The organism is Parasphingorhabdus marina DSM 22363, assembly GCF_900128895.1.
Taxonomy (GTDB): domain Bacteria; phylum Pseudomonadota; class Alphaproteobacteria; order Sphingomonadales; family Sphingomonadaceae; genus Parasphingorhabdus; species Parasphingorhabdus marina.
In genome coordinates this window covers 125,293-142,365 of sequence record NZ_FSQW01000002.1, presented here as the reverse complement: position 1 = coordinate 142,365, position 17,073 = coordinate 125,293, and the positions used below count along the sequence as shown (strand labels likewise).

At 56.6% G+C, this 17,073-nt stretch carries 16 protein-coding genes; 6 read left to right on the top strand and 10 right to left on the bottom strand.

Going from position 1 to position 17,073, the window contains the following annotated elements; translation table 11 throughout:
- Positions 1–47: 47 nt before the first annotated feature.
- Genes BUQ90_RS10235 through BUQ90_RS10225 form a run of 3 tightly spaced genes read right to left on the bottom strand, consistent with a single transcriptional unit; the run spans position 48 to position 2,146 of the window.
- Positions 48–947 carry a MipA/OmpV family protein gene (locus BUQ90_RS10235; RefSeq protein WP_074205136.1) on the bottom strand — a complete coding sequence of 300 codons (900 nt, stop codon included), beginning with the start codon at positions 945–947 and terminating at the stop codon, positions 48–50.
- A gap of 52 nt (positions 948–999) precedes the next feature.
- Positions 1,000–1,428: a DUF2141 domain-containing protein gene (locus BUQ90_RS10230; RefSeq protein WP_084192782.1), complete on the bottom strand. Its 429-nt coding sequence runs from the start codon at positions 1,426–1,428 to the stop codon at positions 1,000–1,002.
- Positions 1,397–2,146, bottom strand: a complete 750-nt coding sequence (locus BUQ90_RS10225; protein ID WP_420812015.1) for a sterol desaturase family protein — start codon at positions 2,144–2,146, stop codon at positions 1,397–1,399. Before BUQ90_RS10225 ends, BUQ90_RS10230 begins: the two co-directional genes overlap by 32 nt.
- A 110-nt stretch (positions 2,147–2,256) precedes the next feature.
- On the opposite strand from BUQ90_RS10225, the gene crtY reads away from it, so the two are divergent.
- Genes crtY through BUQ90_RS10210 form a run of 3 tightly spaced genes read left to right on the top strand, consistent with a single transcriptional unit; the run spans position 2,257 to position 5,890 of the window.
- A complete protein-coding gene (gene crtY / locus BUQ90_RS10220; protein ID WP_074205134.1) occupies positions 2,257–3,429 on the top strand; it encodes a lycopene beta-cyclase CrtY in 1,173 nt (390 codons plus the stop codon).
- Positions 3,426–4,952, top strand: coding sequence for a phytoene desaturase (locus BUQ90_RS10215; protein ID WP_420812014.1), 1,527 nt, complete (start codon positions 3,426–3,428; stop codon positions 4,950–4,952). Before crtY ends, BUQ90_RS10215 begins: the two co-directional genes overlap by 4 nt.
- An 8-nt stretch (positions 4,953–4,960) precedes the next feature.
- Positions 4,961–5,890 (top strand): phytoene/squalene synthase family protein, encoded by a 930-nt coding sequence (locus BUQ90_RS10210; RefSeq protein ID WP_074205133.1) that lies wholly within the window; start codon positions 4,961–4,963, stop codon positions 5,888–5,890.
- A 6-nt stretch (positions 5,891–5,896) separates the two neighbouring features.
- On the opposite strand, the gene BUQ90_RS10205 is transcribed toward BUQ90_RS10210, so the two are convergent.
- The 3 genes from BUQ90_RS10205 to BUQ90_RS10195 all read right to left on the bottom strand — a co-directional run bounded on the left by BUQ90_RS10205 (position 5,897) and on the right by BUQ90_RS10195 (position 8,427).
- Positions 5,897–6,676, bottom strand: a complete 780-nt coding sequence (locus BUQ90_RS10205) for a 3'(2'),5'-bisphosphate nucleotidase CysQ (RefSeq protein ID WP_074205132.1) — start codon at positions 6,674–6,676, stop codon at positions 5,897–5,899.
- A gap of 1 nt (position 6,677) precedes the next feature.
- Positions 6,678–8,024 carry a TldD/PmbA family protein gene (locus tag BUQ90_RS10200; RefSeq protein ID WP_074205131.1) on the bottom strand — a complete coding sequence of 449 codons (1,347 nt, stop codon included), beginning with the start codon at positions 8,022–8,024 and terminating at the stop codon, positions 6,678–6,680.
- A gap of 97 nt (positions 8,025–8,121) precedes the next feature.
- Positions 8,122–8,427 (bottom strand): hypothetical protein, encoded by a 306-nt coding sequence (locus tag BUQ90_RS10195; RefSeq protein ID WP_159437088.1) that lies wholly within the window; start codon positions 8,425–8,427, stop codon positions 8,122–8,124.
- A gap of 304 nt (positions 8,428–8,731) precedes the next feature.
- Here BUQ90_RS10195 and BUQ90_RS10190 point away from each other — a divergent pair, with 304 nt between their 5' ends.
- Positions 8,732–10,018 (top strand): NADH:flavin oxidoreductase/NADH oxidase family protein, encoded by a 1,287-nt coding sequence (locus BUQ90_RS10190; RefSeq protein ID WP_074205129.1) that lies wholly within the window; start codon positions 8,732–8,734, stop codon positions 10,016–10,018.
- Here the strand turns inward: BUQ90_RS10190 and BUQ90_RS10185 are convergent, their stop codons facing one another.
- The 4 genes from BUQ90_RS10185 to BUQ90_RS10170 all read right to left on the bottom strand — a co-directional run bounded on the left by BUQ90_RS10185 (position 10,019) and on the right by BUQ90_RS10170 (position 13,773).
- Entirely contained in the window at positions 10,019–10,795 is a 777-nt protein-coding gene (locus tag BUQ90_RS10185; RefSeq protein WP_074205128.1) for a glucose 1-dehydrogenase, read from the bottom strand. It abuts the gene before it with no gap.
- A 186-nt stretch (positions 10,796–10,981) separates the two neighbouring features.
- Positions 10,982–11,704, bottom strand: coding sequence for a hypothetical protein (locus BUQ90_RS10180; protein WP_084192663.1), 723 nt, complete (start codon positions 11,702–11,704; stop codon positions 10,982–10,984).
- A gap of 3 nt (positions 11,705–11,707) precedes the next feature.
- Positions 11,708–12,913, bottom strand: a complete 1,206-nt coding sequence (locus BUQ90_RS10175) for a toxic anion resistance protein (protein WP_074205127.1) — start codon at positions 12,911–12,913, stop codon at positions 11,708–11,710.
- 152 nt (positions 12,914–13,065) lie between these two features.
- Positions 13,066–13,773: an arylesterase gene (locus BUQ90_RS10170; RefSeq protein WP_239447409.1), complete on the bottom strand. Its 708-nt coding sequence runs from the start codon at positions 13,771–13,773 to the stop codon at positions 13,066–13,068.
- Between the two features lie 33 nt (positions 13,774–13,806).
- Here BUQ90_RS10170 and BUQ90_RS10165 point away from each other — a divergent pair, with 33 nt between their 5' ends.
- Positions 13,807–14,532 carry an ABC transporter ATP-binding protein gene (locus tag BUQ90_RS10165; RefSeq protein WP_074205125.1) on the top strand — a complete coding sequence of 242 codons (726 nt, stop codon included), beginning with the start codon at positions 13,807–13,809 and terminating at the stop codon, positions 14,530–14,532.
- A complete protein-coding gene (locus BUQ90_RS10160) occupies positions 14,529–17,054 on the top strand; it encodes an ABC transporter permease (protein WP_074205124.1) in 2,526 nt (841 codons plus the stop codon). Before BUQ90_RS10165 ends, BUQ90_RS10160 begins: the two co-directional genes overlap by 4 nt.
- The last annotated feature ends 19 nt before the right edge of the window (positions 17,055–17,073 follow it).

Sequence of the window (17,073 nt, the reverse complement as noted above, 5' to 3'; positions counted from 1 at the left end):
CAGGGAAACGACCATCGATCACAAGACATTTGCGACCAGAGTGCCGACTAGAAGGTATATCCGATTCCCACGGCTCCGAAAAACTGGTCGGCGTCACCACGGATCGATGTGACAGGCGACCGTTTGGCGTCTTCGAGCAAGCGCGAATAGCTGCCGAGAAAAATGACCCCGAAACCGCCATTGGTCACGTCGCCATCGAGATCGATCCCCGCAAACACTGTGGCACCGACATTTTTCCAGCCACCTTCCGCTGCAAAGGTTGGCAGACCGCTGGCAAGATTGCCGGCAGGCGTGATGGAAAAATAATAGTCCGCATAATCGTCATCGACATATTCCGCACTGAGCGACAGGCTGACTGCCACACCCCGATTGATCGGCGTAAAATAGGTCAGGCTGGGAAACACCACCATGCCACTATGGGCTCCAGCCACGTCCCATCGCAAATCAACTTCTGCTGTAATCGAGTCAAACGGGTGAAGAATGCGGTTCACCTGTATGCCAGCAACACCGCCCAGTTCGACAGCGACATCAAGTTCACCGAGACTGCGAACAACATCATCTTCAATCGAGTTGTTACGATCAAATCTGGCGCGAACAACCGGGCCCAGAACGAAATCAATCTTGGCACCATCCTGATCGGGGATCACGTCGAGCGCGACGCCCGGTCCCCGCGGCTGGAAATCCACACCCGCAAAACTGCCAAGAATCACCGGCAGCGGAGAAATGGTATAATTATCCGAACCTTCATAGCTCGACCCGACGACAGCCCCCAAGCCAACCGTCAGATAGTCGCCATCAAACACTGTTTCCCCGGGTGGTCCCTGTCGCTGCGTTTCTGGCGGAGTTCCTTGATCCTGGGAAGCAATTGCAGCTGTGCCGAACAGCAATGCGGCTGCAGGAACGACATTCCGGATGATCTGGGCGATGGGGGGAACGGAAATTGTCATGACGCTATAATGCGCATCGGAAGGGACGGTTCCAAGCCATTTCGTGGTCCGGTCACAGAATATATTTCATTTTCACGGCATGTTTGGCGTCGTCGGTGCCTACCGTAAACTGCGCGGATTTGAATTTCGGTGGTCCCATCCCGATTTTCGGATTCCGCGAAAATCCAAAGCCCTCGCGAGGCAGGAAAAGGCGCATATCCATTTTGCCATTGGCGTTTTCGTCATGAATCAACGCAACTGCATAGGTTCCGGGCGCAACGTCCGTGATCGATATGCTGGAAGCATCGGTTGCAGCGACTTTGAGTTTCCGGGCCTCGCTATCCTTGCGACAGTCCGGAAAATGCTTCGGATTCGTGCTGAGGCATACGAGCACGTCGCCTTTTTGCGAGCGCAGGTTGGTGATCGAAATATCCAGTGTGGCAGCAACCACCGGTGCCACTGCTGGCTGATTAGCCGTTGCCCCGCCGAGCGGAATTGTCATCAAAAGTCCCAAGCCCGATATCAGTGCCACAGACTTTGTCCCAAAACCGGAAATACAAACCATAATTACCCCTGTACAACTCGTGATGCTTCTCGTGATGGGATGCGGTTATCAACCCCTTCCCTAACGACCCCTGAACCAGCCAGCGCGGAAACATTTCCCACCCCATATGGTTCGTCACCCCCATAACGGTCATGATCAGCAGTACAATAGCCAATACGCCGACATGAATCGGAACAGCGATGACCAGAGCTGGAATGACAATGGCCCCGCTTATGGCTTCAACCGGATGAAAACTCATTGCTGCCCAGGCAGTTGGCGGACGGCTGTCATGATGTACGGCATGCGCAATGCGAAACCATGACGGCCGGTGGAACAAACGATGAGTCCAGTAAAACCAGGTGTCGTGTGCAAAAAGATACAGGAAAAGCGAGGCCGGCAAATACCATATTGGGTACATATTGATGTCGGTATAGATTTGGGTCCAGCCGGCATTTTGCCACCCCCAGGCTACGATGCCCGCGGGAACCCCGTAAATGGCAGCGGAGGCCAGTGACCAGCGTCGCTCTCTACCCATTTGCAGCTCAAGCCTGGAATATTGCCCCGGTCGTATTCGGTTGGTGAGCCAGGCAAAAAACCCGCTGCTCAACAAATAGCGGACACCGATGATCAAAGTCATCGCCAGGGCAGACAAAAGGACGGGAAGGACCAGTTCCATGGCCCCGGAATATGACGGGAAACCGAGCGGAGCAAGGCCAAACCGGATTAAATATCTACCTGCTTTCAGACAGGCTTTCCCCCGCGCACCGGTTGGGCTAATGCTGCGCCATGTCCGGCAGTTCCGCTTCCCAAAACTCATATGACCTGGCCATTGCCGGTGGCGGTCTGGCCGGCGGACTGATCGCAGTGGCGTTGCAGGAGCTGCGACCCGAGCTGGATGTCGCCCTGATCGAGGCGGAAGACCGGTTCGGCGGCAGTCACATCTGGTCCTTTTTTGACAGTGACGTGGACCCGGAAAACAAATGGCTGGTTGAACCACTGATCTCTCGCCACTGGGACAGCTATGACGTGCACTTTCCGGAGTTTAGCCGGAGCATCGCAAATGGTTACAACTCGATAGAATCTGCCAATTTCGACAGTTTTCTAAGGGAAAAACTACCGAAATCCAGCTTGATAACCGGAAAAAGGATCAGCTGTATCGGGGACGGTCTGGTGAAACTCGAAAAGGGCGAAGACATCGCGGCCAAGGCAGTAATCGACGTGCGTGGCGGCGGGAACATCGATGCGCTCGAATTTGGCTGGCAGAAGTTTTTCGGGCAGATGCTGAAATTGCACGAACCTCACGGGCTGGAACGACCGGTCATCATGGATGCGACGGTCGACCAGAGTGATGGCTATCGATTTGTCTACTGCCTGCCTTTTGGTGAGAAACAGATCTTCGTCGAGGACACATATTATTCCGATACCAGGGATCTCGACCCCGACGCCCTGCGCGCATCAATTGCGGGCTATGCAGCTGATCAGGAGTGGCATATCGATGCTATTGTCAGCGAAGAACATGGGCAGCTACCTGTCATATATGGCGGTGATTTCCGGTCGTTCTGGAAAGAGAATGACGGGCCAGATGCAAGGGCCGGAACGCGCGCCGCGCTGATTCAGCCGATTACAAGCTACTCGCTGCCGATGGCCGTACAGAGCGCAGTACTGATCGCAAAAATGCCGGACATCACCCAGTCAAACCTCGATGAAGCACTAAAGGATATGGCTACAAAGCATTGGAAGAGTGGAAAATTCTACCGCATGCTTTGCGCTTTCCTGTTCAAGGGTGCAGATCCGGACAAACGCTATCTTACCCTGCAGCATACCTACAGCAAAGACGAAGATCTGCTGGCACGCTTTTACGCAGGGAAAACTACCAGGCGGGATCAGGCAGCCTTGCTGTCGGGCAAGCCGCCCATTCCCATTCGCCGCGCCCTACCCTTGATGATGAAATATCGATGAGCACCCATCCCATGACCGAAACTCCCTCTTCCCAACCTGGCCTTTTTCGAAAGGCAGCTGTAATCGGCTCCGGCTTTGGCGGCCTGGCACTGGCCATTCGACTGCAGTCCGCCGGTATCCAGACCACTATTCTGGAAAGCCGGGACAAACCGGGCGGGCGGGCATATTACTGGGAGAAAGATGGCTTCATCTTTGATGGCGGCCCGACGGTGATTACAGATCCGGATTGCCTGAGCCAGCTGTGGGAACTGACTGGCCATGACATGGCGAAAGACATTGAATTGATGCCAGTCTCACCCTTTTACCGTCTCAACTGGCCTGACGGCACCAATTTCGATTATGTCAATGATCCCGAACAGTTACGCGAGGAAATTGCGAAGATCGAGCCGGATGATGTCGAGGGATATGAACGCTTCCTGGAATATAGCGGCGGTCTTTATGAAGAAGGTTATGTCAAGCTGGGCACCACGGCGTTTTTGGACTTCAAATCGATGGTCAGCGCGGCTCCGGCATTGATGAAATTCCAGGCCTACCGTTCGGTTTATGCGAAGGTTTCCACTTTCGTCAAAAACGAGAAACTGCGAGAGTTTCTGTCCTTTCAATCGCTGCTGGTCGGCGGCAATCCGATGACGACCAGCGCCATATACGGGCTGATCCACAAGCTGGAACGGCTGGGCGGTGTCTGGTTTGCAAAAGGCGGAACCAACATGCTCGTCGCTGCCATGGTCAAGCATTTCGAGCGGATCGGTGGAACCATCCGTCTGGCTGATCCGGTGGTTCGCATTGATACGGTGGGCGACAAGGCCTCCGCCGTGGAGTGCAAATCGGGCTGGTCAGAGGAATTTGACGCGGTCGCGTCGAATGCGGATGTCATGCACAGCTATCGCGACCTGCTGGGACACCAGCATCGCAGCCAGACTGTCACCAAATCCTTGAAGAGAAAGAAATATTCCCCTTCCCTTTTTGTCGTCCATTTCGGACTAAAGGGCAGCTGGCCCGGAATTCCGCACCACATGATCCTGTTCGGTCCACGCTACAAGGGCCTGCTCGAGGACATCTACAATAATGGCGTCTTGCCGGAAGATTTCTCGCTCTATCTCCACCATCCAACCATTACCGATCCGGAAATGGCACCCGAGGGTCACAGCACTTTCTACGTCCTCGCTCCGGTCCCGCATCAGGGCAAATTGCCCATTGACTGGGAAGAAATGGGCCCAATTTATGAAAAACGCATACTGGACGAGATCGGCAAGCGTCTTATCCCCGACATTCATGATCGGATCATCACCAGTTTCCACTACACGCCTCAGGACTTCGGCACGGATCTCAACGCCCATCTCGGCAGCGCTTTCAGCCTCGAACCCCTGCTGACCCAGAGCGCCTGGTTCCGGGTGCACAATCGTGATGACGTGATCAGCAACCTGTATTTTGTCGGTGCCGGAACCCATCCCGGTGCCGGAATTCCGGGCGTCGTTGGTAGCGCCAAGGCCACGGCCGAGCTGATGATCGAGGATCTCGGGTAAGGACCGCAGTGAACCGGGAAGAACTTGTCGGGCTGGCCAGGGCCAGTATCGAGCGGGGATCAAAATCCTTTGCACAGGCTTCCCGGCTGTTTCCGGCTACGGTGCGCGAGCGGGTCTGGTTGCTCTATTTCTGGTGTCGGGCTTGTGACGATATGGCGGACGGCCAGGATCATGGCCACGGGATGTCGGCAGTCGCCGATCCGGAAAAAACCGTGGCTGACATGCGCAGGATGACGGCCCAGGCCTTTGACGGAAAGCAGACGGGCAATCCGCCCTTTGATGCCATTGGACGCGTTGCTGAGGAATGTCAGGTACCCAAGGCGCTCGCGGACGATCTGATTGACGGATTTGCCCTCGATGCCCGGGACTGGCGTCCGGATTCCGAAGGTGATCTGATGCAATATTGCTATCACGTCGCCGGTGCGGTCGGCTGCATGATGGCCATTGTCATGGGCATTCCATCGAGCGACGAGGACACGCTGGACCGGGCCTGCGATCTGGGTCTGGCATTTCAGCTCGCCAATATTGCACGGGATATCGCTGAAGATGCTGAAGCGGGGCGCTGCTACCTGCCAAAGCAATGGCTGCGCGAGCAGGATCTCAATCAGGAGAACATGCTGGCACTCGGCAACCGGGCGGCCACTGCTGCTCTGGTGAATCAGCTTTGTACCCGCGCCGAAGGCTATGCCGCATCCGCCCGGGTCGGCGCTTCCCGGCTGCCCTTTCGCTGCCGCTGGGCGGTATTGGCTGCTGCCGGCATCTACGGCGAAATCGCACGCAAAGTGGCGAAAGATCCGGAAGCCGCTTTACGGCAACGGGTCGTTGTCGGGAAAAAGGCGAAACTGGCCTGGATTGCCCGGGCATTTGGTCAGGCGGTTCTCCAGCCATCCGAAGTTGATCGTGCCGGTCTGTGGACCAGACCGCGGCCGCAACAATAAAGCTGTTCAGGGCTCACCCTCGGCATTGGCCGCGAATTTGGCTAGCCGCTCCACCGCCGCATCATATATTCCGCCGGAGCAGCACAGGACACCAAGGGCTTTGCCGTGGGTTCCGTTATAGGCCAGCGATTTGCCGAGGGCATCGGTGACACTGGCACCGGCTTCCTCGGCAATGACGTGTGCGGCGGCAATATCCCATTCATGACCCCAGCGCGTGGAAGCCACCAGGTCGGCACGATCATCAGCAACCATCGCCATGCGCAACGCTATGCTGTTCGGTTTGAAAACAGAGGTCAGTTTGATCTCCGGGGGTAAGTTTTCTGCCGGTATCCGGCACCCATCATATTCCGCGCGACGGCTGGCCGAGAGCGCCTTGCCGTTTAGCTCGGTGTGACTTCCCGCCTTGGCCACCCACATTTCATCCATGGCCGGGGCATTGAGGACACCGAAAATTGGCGCCCCGTTTTGCACCAGAGCAACCGAAACGCACCAGCCGGGTTTTCCCGCAACAAAATCCTTTGTACCGTCAATAGGGTCGACAACCCAGGTCAGCTCATCGCCGGCCCCGCTATGGTCAATATGGGTTTCTTCCGAAAGCCAGCCCGCCGCTGGCAGTAGTTGTTCGAGGCGTGCACGCAAGAACCGGTCGACCGCAATATCGGCATCACTGACGATCTGACCAGGCGATTTCTCCCACGTCCCGGATGCCTTCTTGCCCGATTGCCAGTCGCGCATGGCAAGATCCCCGGCTTCCCCGGTTATCTGGATCAGCTGGTCAAAATCCATATCAGCCACCGGCGACCGTCATGCTGTCGGTCCGCAAGGTTGGTGTATTTATCGCGTGGCGATAGGTCAGGTCATTTGCCGGGGTCAGGCTTGCAAACATGTCCTTCAGGTTTCCCGCAATGGTGATTTCGGATACCGGCGCACCGATTTCTCCGTCGACAATCAGAAAACCACCTGCGCCGCGGCTATAATCACCAGTGACAGGATTGACCCCCTGCCCGATCAGTTCCGTGACCAGCACGCCCAGCCTGATATCACTGATCAGATCCTCGCGGCTGACTTCGCCATTGCACATGTGCAAATTGGTCACGCTGACGCCCGGTGCCCCACCGACACCGCGCGAGGCATGGCCGGTCGGTTGCAGCCCGAGTTGCCGGGCCGATGCGCTTTCCATGATCCATTGTGTCAATCGACCGTTCTCAATGAGCCTGGCCTTTGCGGTCGGTAATCCCTCGCCATCAAATGCCTTGGACCGCAGGCCGCGCTTGCGATGCGGGCAGTCGATAATATTGATAGCACAGTCAAACACCTGGCTATCCAGCGCATCAAGCAGAAAACTGGTTTTGCGTGCGATGCTGCTGCCGGAAATCGCTCCGACAAAATGCCCCAGCAGCGAACTGCTGATGCGCGGATCGAACACCACCGGCATGGCGCCGCTTTCAAACTCCACCGGGTTAAGACGCGATACCGCCCTGTTGCCAGCCTTTTCCCCAATGTCCGCAGGGTTGTCGAGATCTTCGAAATGCCGGGTGCTGTGATAGGCATAGTCCCTTTCCATACCATCACCACTACCCGCGATGACGCTCGCTGAAACGCCATAGCCGCTGGTGGAATAGGCACCGGAAAAGCCGTGGCTGGTGGCCAGTGCCACGATGGACCGTCCGGCCGAAGCCCCGCCGCCTTCACTGTTGGTAACGCCTTCAACCGCCCGGGCGGCATTCTCCGCCTGCAGCGCCATTTCGCGCAATTCTGCCGGATCCGGTTCGACACCGTCATCGCCGTCAATTGCGGGGAGACCCGATTTTGCAATCAGTTCCTTGGGAGCCAGACCGGCATAATCATCCTCAGGGGCTTCCCGTGCCATGTCCATCGCTCTGCCGACCAGACCTTCCAGAATGTCGGGATTCATATCCGAAGATGACACCGTGGCGGACCGCTTTCCGACAAATACGCGCAGGCCGATTTCTTCGCCTTCGGACCGCTCCACATCTTCCAGCTGCCCCAGCCGCATTTGCACCTGGGTCGAGGCATCACATACATAGATCGCATCCGCAGCATCGGCTCCGGATTTTCTGGCCTGGGAAATAAGGGCGTCGGCGCGGTCCTGCGCTTCTTCAGGTTTCAGCATGCACAGCACATAGGTGCGGGACCGGCGAGCGTCAATGTCATGCCGGTTACAGCTGTCAGGAATTCAAAAATATCGGTGCTTGATCAAGCGCCAGATGTCAGAAAATATAGGCGAAAAGCTGGATGATCCCAACGAAGATGATGGGTAATCCGATGGCCAGCAGCCAGAGAGTGATCGCATCCCGCCGGAAACGCAGCGCCATATTGGTTTCGGGAATGCTGGACTTCGCCAGTTCCTCCCATCGTTTTTCATATCTGCGGCAAAAAGGGATAATGATTGCGACCAGAAGTACCAGACCGAAATAGGGCGCAATGGACATGCCCTTGGTTTCGATGAAGCTCAGAACAAAGAAAATTTGCATCATCGTATAAAAGAGCAGCGCACCGGCACAGTGGTTGCTCATCTTCTTGTCCCAGCGGACAGAATGCGATGATTGAATCTTGCTGTCTTTGCGACTGATCGCCACGGATTTGCGTGTTGATCTTTGCGAGGCCGCTGTAACCATATGTCTTCCCCTCATGGCGTCCAGTTCCTTGCCGCCCGGTGTACTCCCGATGCTGGCCCCTCCACTATACCGAAAATTAAGCAAAAGCCAAATGTCCCCTGATTCAGCACATTACAGGGTTAATATCCGGAATTGCTTGCAAATTTCCCGGAAATGACCAGAATCAGTTTTCATTCGCAATTCAATCGAAAGCATCAATGGCATGACAGTTACACTGGACAGCGCGATCACCCTGCCCTGCGGCGCGACCCTCTCAAACCGCTTGGCAAAGGGTGCCATGACAGAAGGTATGGCGACGCCTGATGGAGTGCCAACAAAGGAACTGGAACGGCTTTATGGCATCTGGTCCGATGGCGGCGCCGGCATGTTGCTCAGCGGCAATATCCAGATTGACCGGGATCATCTCGAACGCCCCGGCAATGTCGTCATCGATCGCCCCGCGGATGAGGAAATGAAAGCGGCGCTGAAAAGCTGGGCGGAAGTGGCAACGAGGAACGGGAATCATTTCTGGGCCCAGATCAGCCACGCCGGGCGTCAGACACAGGCCAATGTGAACAAGAATCCCAAAGCCCCTTCCGTGGTCAAGCTGGGCTTGCCGGGCGGCCAGTTCGGAGAGCCGGTAGCCTTGACCGAAGCCGAAATCGAGGAGCTCGTCGATCGCTTTGCTCTCGCCGCTGCAACTTGCCAGGCGGCCGGATTCACTGGTGTGCAGATCCATTCCGCCCATGGCTATTTGCTGAGTAGTTTTCTGAGCCCGCGAGCCAATCAGCGCACGGACAAATATGGTGGCAGCCTCGAGAACCGGGCCCGCTTTCTACTCGCCGTCATTGCAAAAACCCGGGCAGCCGTCGGACCGGACTTTCCGATCTCAGTGAAGCTCAACAGCGCGGACTTTCAGAAAGGCGGCTTTGCCTTTGAAGACAGTCTGCAGGTTGTGCAGTGGCTGGAAGCAGCCAGTGTTGACCTGATCGAGATATCGGGCGGTACCTATGAACAGCCTGCTCTTATGGGGGCTGAGGGCATGGAAGAAAAAGAAGAACAGAATGTCGCGCCTTCAACCCAGGCGCGCGAGGCCTATTTTGTCGACTTTGCGAAGGCCATGCAGGAATCCGTCAAGGTGCCGCTGATGGTCACGGGTGGTTTTCGCACCCGAGCCGCGATGGAACAGGCACTGGCTGATGGCGCGGCCGATGTCATTGGCCTGGGGCGACCGATGTGCGTGATGACCGACGCGCCCAACCAGTTGCTGGCAGGCCGCGACGAATTGCCGCGATATGAAAACCAGCTGCAACTGATTCCGGACTGGCTGGGTTTCCTCAAACGGTTCCAGATGGTCAAGGCAATTGACGGTTTCGCCAATATCTACTGGTTCTACGAACAGCTGCACAATCTGGGCCACCGTGGCCATACCGATCCCGGCCTGAGCGTGTTCAAGGGTCTGCGGGCTGTAGAAGCGCGCAACAAGGAGATACTCGCTGCGCGCAGCTGATCAGGGCCTCGAAATCATCCCGCCATCCAGGACAATCGTATGCCCGACAACCCAGGCCGAGGCCCGGGACGAGAGGTAGAGCGCGGTTCCGGCAATATCTTCCGGTGTCCCGGCCCTGCCCCGCGGAATTTGCGAAATCGCCATCTTGGTCATTTCTTCATTCTCGACAATCTGCTTCGTCATGTTGCTCGGAAACAGACCCGGCGCGATGGCATTGACGTTGATGTAGTACGGCGACAGGTCCGTAGCCAGATGCTCGGTCAGGTGAATGACGCCGGATTTGCTCGCGGAATAGGCATAGGTCGGCATGCCCGAATTGCGGATCCCGTTGATCGAGGCAATGTTGATTACCCGGGCCGGATCTTCGGCATCTCCCGCCGCTTTCAGCAGCGGCAGGAATTTCTGGGTCGCGAAAAAGATCGATTTGATATTGATATCCATCACCTTGTCCCAGCCGCCTTCCGGAAAAGTCTCGATCGGCGCGGCCCAGTTGGCTCCGGCATTGTTGATCAGGATATCGACATGGTCTTCCTTGGCACTGATAGCGGAAACCAGCTCTTCAATGGCATCCACGCTAGACATGTCGGCCGGGATGGCGATGCATTCGCCATATTGCGACAGTTCTTCCGCCATGGCCTCAAGCCGTTCCACCTTGCGCGCGGTAATGTAGACACGGGCGCCGTTTTCCAGCAGGCCGCGAGCCATCATCGCCCCGATCCCGCTGGATCCGCCGGTTACCACTGCAACCTTGCCGCTTACATCAAATAGTGCCTTCATGATCGTCCTCTTCTTTTTTGTCTCTGGAATTCACTTGAATCGATTCAAGCCCCTTTCACAGCTGGCGATACTTGTCCACGAGTGATTTGCCTCGCGTCCCAGCGGAACGAGCTTCAGAGCAGCGCGATTTAAAGGGCTTGCAACGCCATCACATTCTGATGATGGCCATGCCGGTCAAGACCAGGTTCAAGTCTCGGCTTCGGCACTCTTGTCATATTTGAGCTCAAGATAGCGTCCGCGGATGGAGAGATTGTCGATATCGCCTTTGGCAATTTGCTGGGTAACCCCGGCAATTTCCTTCTCGATCAGGCTGAGCCCGCCAATCAGTTGCTCGTCGGGAGTCTTTCCGTGATCATTGTCCTGATTGCGCATCGATTCCGGAATGGCGCGATAGCCAGATATCAGTTCGGGCAGATGCTCACCCATCAGCTTGCGGATTTCGTAAGCGGCGGCATCACCCTCATTGAGTTTCTGCAATTGCGGTGACAGCATGTCGAGCTGGGTGCCGATATTATTGACGATCTTGATCGCAGGTTTTGGTAGAGCCGGACGTTGCGCCTCCAGCCAGATCTCGGTTTTTCCGGCCAGGGACTTGAGATCCGATTGCACCAGCGATTCCGGCGTCGGGATCTTCATCTTCGGAAATTTCATCGCCGCCCAGATTCCTCCGGCAATCAGCCCGGCGGAGATCATCACGCCCCAAAAACCGATACCGTTCAAAATTCCGCCGACAATGCTCGCACCAACCAGAACGCCGGCCGTTATCAGCGCCGCACGGCCCAGTTTCTTGAAAAAATGTCCACGCTTCATTTGATGGGATTTGTGCCCGATTGATCGCCGGAATTGGGAATCCTTCAGTGCGCGATTGGCACTGGCCATGATCTGGTCCGATGTTTCGCCAATCGCCACAGGTTATTCCTCCAGTGCACTCAGTGGATTGTCGGCCGGAGCTTCGAGCTGGGCCTTGGCCTGACCTTCTGACCGGGCGATATAGCCTTTGGACTTTTCGATCTCACCGGACAGCGAATTCACGGTTGTTTTCATGTTTTCGAGGGCCTTGATCTTGAACGTGTCGATATTGTCCATCGTGTCATAAACATTCTGGAACGCGCGTTGCAGCGTCTCGAGCGGGATGGTTGAAGACGCGGCCTGCTCGTGAATCTGGCCAGTCTGGTTCTTCAGCATCTCGCTGGTGGAGTCGATTACCCCTGCTGTCGTGGTATTGAGAGCCGTGATCTGATCCAGCACCAGTTTCTGGTTGGTCAGCGCCTGGGCAACGGTCACACCGGTCCGAAGGGCACCCACAGTCGTCGTGCTTGCCCGGTCGACGCCTTTCACCAGTTCGACATTGTTCTTCTTGACCAGATCCAGCGCGAGGTAGCCCTGCACCGTCACGGCCATTTGGGTCATCAGGTCCTGGGTCCGCTGGCGCACGTAAAACAGCGCACTTTCGCGCAAGGCCTTGGCTTTTGCCGGATCTGTTGCGTCGAGTTCGGCAGCCTTGTCTTCCAGGCGCTGGTCCATCGTCTGGGACACGTGAATCATCTGTTCCAGACGTCCCATTGCCGCCCACAGATTCTTGCGCTCCACATCGATCGCTGCATTATCCATGAGCAGCTCATCCTTGCCCGAGCGCAAGCGATCGAGGATGGACCCGATATGGCCCTGGGCGCTTTTGTAGCCATCAAAATAGTTGCGCAGCTTGTTGCCGAAAGGAATGATCCCGAACAACTTTCTTTTTGTTGTCAGATCGCCACGTTTGCCGGGGTCAAGATCTTCCACCGTCCGGCGCAATTCCGCCAGATCGGCACCGATACCACTTTCCTCGTCCATCGACCGGATGGGGCGATCAAGGAAGCGATTGGACTGGCCGGCCGCTTCGGCAATTTCCTTGCGACCCATATTGGTAATCTGGTCAACTTTTTTGCCGAATTCCGGGCTGTTCTCGTCCTGCGCGATCAGATCCTCAATGAACCCGTCGACCTTTTCCTCGAGCTTGGATTTGATCTCGTCTCCAACAGGCACAAGCCCTGCGGCCTTGGTCGGTTCTACCGCAACCACCGGATCAGGCGGGGTAAGGGTCAGATCTTCAGTTGCGGTCTTTGTTTCGGTGGCCATCAGGTCAATTCTCCATATCGCTGTCTCTCATGCAGCATCATAGCACAAATGGATATAAATGCCGCGTTTTTCAAGCGCTTCAACAGCTGTATTACAATAATAATACAGTTAAGGCAAGGGAGCCGAACAAGCGTCCAGTTGTTCCAGCCATGTTATCCGCCCGCCGCTTCGTCCCCAGGCAGGGCTGACAATACTGTCGGCGTGATCTTTTCGACGATCAGGTCAATGCCCGCCGCGCTGGGATGCAGGCCGTCATCGAGCAATAAATCGGCCTTCCCAACCAGCCCGTCCATAAAGAAGGGATAGAGCGCCGTGTCATATTTCTGTGCCATTGCCGGAAACACGATATTGAACTCGTCGCTAAACTCCTTGCCGAGATTTGGCGGCGCCAGCATCCCCGTCAACATAATCGGGATATCCCGATCCTTCAGCTTTTTGACCATGGCCTCCATATTTGCCCGGGTTTCGGAAGGTTTCAGCCCCCGCAATACATCATTGCCGCCCAGACCCAGAATGAACAGGTCAGGTTTTCTGGGCAGACTGTCGAGGACGAAATCGATGCGGCGCAGACCGGCTGCCGTTGTATCGCCGGAAACACCGGCATTATGTACGCGAACATCTTTCCCTGCGGTTTGCAGCGCTCTTTCGAGCTCCGGGGCAAAGCCCTCATTCTGGTCCAGGCCATAGCCAGCATATAGGCTGTCACCAAAGGCAACGACCAGCAGATCCGCTTCGACGATTTCTGCCGTATCTGTTCCGTTTTCTACAGATCCGGACTGTTCGGAAGTAGCGGCATCATCGCTTGCCGCGCCGCATGCAATCAAAAGTTGAAGAAGCGCAATACACAACCCATATGACACTAACGTTCTTAACATCGGATACCCTTTCCCGTCATGGCCCAAACATACGCCGCAACCAGCGACGCCCCAGAAACTGATTCCCATATTGCGATCCAGGCGAATAATGTCACCCTTTCTTTGGGAGAAGGCGAAGCCCGGGTGGATATTCTCGGCGGGATCAATCTTGCCATCGAGACAGGAAAAACCGTCGCGCTGCTGGGGCCTTCCGGCTCGGGCAAGTCTTCCCTAATGGCGATACTTTCCGGACTCGAGCGTGCTACAAGTGGCGAAGTTCATATTGCCGGTGCCGATTTTGGGCGCATGAACGAAGACGAGCTGGCGATAGCCCGGCGGGGTCGCGTCGGTATTGTCCTGCAGGCTTTCCATCTGTTGCCCACCATGACGGCGCTGGAAAATGTCGCCGTTCCTCTGGAGCTGGACAGTCAGGGTGATCCGTTCACGATTGCAGCAGAAGAGCTTGCCGCGGTCGGTCTTGGAGACCGCCTTGGCCATTACCCGACCCAGCTTTCCGGTGGCGAACAACAGAGGGTCGCGATCGCGAGAGCCATGGCGTCACGTCCGCGGATCATCTTCGCAGATGAACCCACCGGCAATCTGGATGGCGCGACCGGCGAAAAAATTATCGAACTTCTGTTTGAACGACAGCAGGCAACACAGGCGACATTACTCATCATCACCCATGATCCGGATCTCGCCAAAAGATGTGACCGCATCATCGAACTTCGCGATGGCATGATCGAGAAAGACAGCGCTGCATGAGCAGGCAGTCACCCGAAAACAGCGGCTGGGGCAAAGCCTGGACCATAGCGCGCCGGGACCTGCGGGGTCGTTTTGTCGGCCTGCGCCTGCTGATCACCTGCCTTTTCCTCGGGGTCGCAACGCTGGCCGCCATTGGTAGTCTGACCAACTCCATAACCGAGGAACTCGCCAATCGCGGTCAGGCCATTCTGGGTGGAGATCTGGAGATTTCCATCGCCCAGCGAGAAGCCAGCCCGACCGAACTGGAGACGCTCCGATCTGCCGGAGAGCTTTCCGAAACATTGCGCATGCAGGCCATGGCCCGGCTGCCGGATGGCAGCGATACCCAGCTGGTCGAACTGAAAGGCGTGGACGCACCCTACCCCCTATACGGCACGTTCACTCTGGCGGATGGCAGAGCGGCGCCACCGCTTGGTGCGGACGAAATCTACGTGACACCGGCGCTAATGCAGCGACTGTCTCTTTCTGTGGGAGATAATATCGAATTCGGAGAGGCAGCATTTTCCATTGCGGGAGTCATCGGTGACGAGCCGGACCGGCTGAGCGAGGGTCTCTCTCTTGGGCCGGTGGCGATCACGTCACTGGAAGGATTGCGCAGTACCAACCTCATCCAGCCAGGCAGCCTTTTTGAAGGCAAGTACCGGTTGAAACTGCCGCCGGAAACAGACCCTTCGGAGCTGGCCGACACACTGGAAGCGCAGTTCAAGAACGCTGCCTGGGAAGTCAAAACCCGGGATAACGGCGCACCCAGCACACGGCGGTTTATTGAACGGATGGGGCAATTCCTGACGCTGGTTGGCCTGGCGTCGCTGGTTATTGCCGGAATTGGTGTCGGCAATGGCGTTGCCTCCTATCTCCGGGGGAAACAGGGCGCGATCGCCACGCTGAAAATCCTCGGTGCTGATAGCGGCATGATTTTTCGCATCTACATGTTGCAGATCTTTGCGATCGCATTCGTTGCAATCGTGGCGGGTCTGGTCGTCGGTGCTATTGTTCCCTTGCTGATCATTCAGGTGGCCGGTGACGTGTTGCCGATCCGTCCGGACTTCGCGCTCTATCCGCTGCCGCTCGCGATTAGCGCAGCCTATGGATTCCTGATTGCGATTATCTTTGCCTTGCCTCCTTTGTCCCGCGCCAAACTGATCCCGGCTGCCGGATTGTTCCGGGGGGAGATCAAGCCCTGGCGACAATTTGACCGACCCACCTGGCTCGCCGTGGGACTGGCAATTGCGGCCATCATATTGCTGGCGGTCGGGGGCACGAGAGAACCGCTTTTCTCGATCTGGTTCATTGTGGCCGCCCTGGGCGTGCTGCTGTTGCTCACTCTTCTGGGAATCACAATCCGGTGGCTGGCCAGCAAGACCCCGCGTCCCAAACAGCCGCTATTGAGACTGGCGCTCACCAATCTGCATCGCCCCGGTGCCCAGACCGGCCAGCTTGTCGTGGCGCTGGGACTCGGCCTGACGCTGTTCGCGACACTGGCGGCCATCCAGACCAGCCTGACCAATGAAATCCGTCTGAGCGTGCCACGCGAAGCGCCGAGCTTTTTCGTTCTCGATATCCCGGTTGAACGGGCATCGGAATTCCAGGAACAGGTGACCGAACGCGCACCCGAAGCTCAAATTAATATCGTACCGACACTGCGGGGGATCATCACGGAATATGGTGGCCAGGTCGTGGCTGAACTCGATCAGATACCCGAAGGCGCCTGGGTCCTCCGGGGCGATCGCGGACTGACTTACAGCGCCACAATCCCCGAAGGCAGCGAAATTGTCGCGGGTGAATGGTGGCCGGAAGACTATGATGGACCGCCACTGGTTTCCGTCGATGCGGAACAGGCCGGTGCGCTCGGACTTTCCGTCGGTGACAGCCTGACCATCAGCCTGCTGGGCGTGGAAATTCAGTCGACGGTGGCCTCTTTGCGTGAAGTAAACTGGAGAAATTTCGGGTTCAACTATGTGCTGGTCTTTCCGCCCAGCGTCCTCGCCAATACACCCCATAATGTCGCTGCGACGATCCAGATCGACGAAACCCGCGAAAGCGGTTTGCTGAGTAGTCTGCCGCAGGCCTTTCCATCCATTTCGATGGTCAAGGTCAAGGAAATCGCCTCACAGATCGGTACGATCCTCGATCAGATGGCAACCGCTATCGGTTCGGCGGCTTCGATTGCCATCTTTTCGGGCATTGCAGTGCTCGTCGGAGCCGTGGCGGCCTCACGCCAGTCGCGGATTTATGACAGTGTCATCCTGAAACTGCTCGGTGCGACCCGCCGCCAGATTTTGACCGCACAGGCGATCGAATATGCGGTTCTGGCAGTTCTTCTGTCGCTGGTCGCCCTGGGGCTTGGTCTCCTGTCAGGCTGGTTCGTCATTACCCAGATATTCGAATTTACCTGGCAACCGGACTGGGACATTGTTTTGGCGACCCTCGCTGTTGGCGCGGTCGTCACACTGGGCATCGGACTGATCGGATCTATTCCTGTCCTGTCGGCAAAACCGGCAAGAGCACTGCGCGAACTCTAGTCCGCGCACGTCCGGAGCA

Coding starts and splice junctions, on each gene's coding strand:
- BUQ90_RS10165 (WP_074205125.1), top strand. CDS start 13,807: ATGGCCCAAACATACGCCGCAACCAGCGACGCCCCAGAAACTGATTCC.
- BUQ90_RS10230 (WP_084192782.1), bottom strand. CDS start 1,428: ATGACAATTCCGCTCGGCGGGGCAACGGCTAATCAGCCAGCAGTGGCA.
- BUQ90_RS10200 (WP_074205131.1), bottom strand. CDS start 8,024: ATGCTGAAACCTGAAGAAGCGCAGGACCGCGCCGACGCCCTTATTTCC.
- BUQ90_RS10235 (WP_074205136.1), bottom strand. CDS start 947: ATGACAATTTCCGTTCCCCCCATCGCCCAGATCATCCGGAATGTCGTT.
- BUQ90_RS10205 (WP_074205132.1), bottom strand. CDS start 6,676: ATGGATTTTGACCAGCTGATCCAGATAACCGGGGAAGCCGGGGATCTT.
- BUQ90_RS10185 (WP_074205128.1), bottom strand. CDS start 10,795: ATGAAGGCACTATTTGATGTAAGCGGCAAGGTTGCAGTGGTAACCGGC.
- BUQ90_RS10195 (WP_159437088.1), bottom strand. CDS start 8,427: ATGAGCAACCACTGTGCCGGTGCGCTGCTCTTTTATACGATGATGCAA.
- crtY (WP_074205134.1), top strand. CDS start 2,257: ATGTCCGGCAGTTCCGCTTCCCAAAACTCATATGACCTGGCCATTGCC.
- BUQ90_RS10215 (WP_420812014.1), top strand. CDS start 3,426: ATGAGCACCCATCCCATGACCGAAACTCCCTCTTCCCAACCTGGCCTT.
- BUQ90_RS10190 (WP_074205129.1), top strand. CDS start 8,732: ATGACAGTTACACTGGACAGCGCGATCACCCTGCCCTGCGGCGCGACC.
- BUQ90_RS10160 (WP_074205124.1), top strand. CDS start 14,529: ATGAGCAGGCAGTCACCCGAAAACAGCGGCTGGGGCAAAGCCTGGACC.
- BUQ90_RS10225 (WP_420812015.1), bottom strand. CDS start 2,146: ATGGAACTGGTCCTTCCCGTCCTTTTGTCTGCCCTGGCGATGACTTTG.
- BUQ90_RS10175 (WP_074205127.1), bottom strand. CDS start 12,913: ATGGCCACCGAAACAAAGACCGCAACTGAAGATCTGACCCTTACCCCG.